1 protein-coding gene is annotated in these 1,076 nt (G+C 46.5%); it reads left to right on the top strand.

The window, feature by feature from the left end; all coding sequences use genetic code 11:
- Window positions 1–176: 176 nt before the first annotated feature.
- Window positions 177–1,076 (top strand): DUF6396 domain-containing protein (locus ALP40_RS08960; RefSeq protein WP_147478305.1); only part of this gene is annotated, 900 nt, incomplete at its 3' end.

The raw sequence follows: 1,076 nt of genomic DNA, 5'->3' as shown, positions 1-1,076 counted from the left end.
AGGTTGTGGGGGCTGCATACGAACAATCTGGGGGCGCAGGATGATCCAGAAGAAGCATTCAACTCGTGGAGCGAAATTATAAACAGAAATAAATGGCTACGTCCAAAAAACAAGGCTCCCTACGCTTCTCTCGTAGAATTTCATTATGGCGAAGCCAGTTACAAGGATCTTGATTAATGCGTCTAAATTTTCTGCTTTTCAGTATGCTACTAATTGCCTGTAGCGCCGCCAATGCCATATCGTTACGAACAAAGGGTACTCAGTTGGATACTTTGAAAAACGTAAGCTCCAAGCTTGAATTTATCTGTAGTTATGAAAAAATTCCGTTAGCATCTGCAGATACAGATCTTCTCTTTCAGTATGCGCGCTGGTTACAAAAAAACAATCAGCTCAAGCAGGACAATACGGTCGATACTGAGATCGAACGTCTTTACCGTATTGCGTCCGAGAATAACCACTACAAAGCCAACGTAAATCTTCAGAATGGCACAGCGCGAGGACAATTCAATCTAAGAGGTGATGAGGCACTGCGGCTCAGTCAGCAGTTGATCGATGCGAAAGTTGCAACTGGATATTATTTAATTGCCACCTACCTGCAGCGGGGCGTTGCAGGGCTGCAGCAGGATTCGGAAATGGCACTGCGTTACTATCGAAAAGCTGCAGACGAGGGAAGTGCGCAAGCCCAAGGTTATTTGGCTGAAAAACTTGAAGCATCCAATGTTGCGCTTGATGTGGCCCGGGAGATGCGTCGATGCGCGGCTAAACAAGGTAACGGTGATGCGGCAGTCTCATTAGGGGTTGATTTATCAGAAAGTGAAATTTATAGGGAAGCGTTAGAAGCATTCCAACTTGGCGCAGCAGCAGGAAATGAAACTGCGGCATCATTTTTGAGCAAGGGTTTTCTCGGGCCTAAATCAGATAATCGCATGTACTATCTAGCCCAAAATGAAGATTTAGACCGAGCAGAACGCTATAAGCAGATTAGCAAACTCTTAGGGGGCTGGTCCTATGCCAATCCCACAGTCCCCGAAATTAACGACATCGTTCCCTTGCCGCCCGCCAAACTTCCCGCCTGG

Origin of the sequence: Pseudomonas viridiflava (genome assembly GCF_003702045.1) — a bacterium.
Taxonomy (GTDB): Bacteria; Pseudomonadota; Gammaproteobacteria; order Pseudomonadales; family Pseudomonadaceae; genus Aquipseudomonas; species Aquipseudomonas viridiflava_C.
Note: the sequence above shows the minus strand (reverse complement) of the source record. Positions and strands in the feature narration are given on the sequence as shown.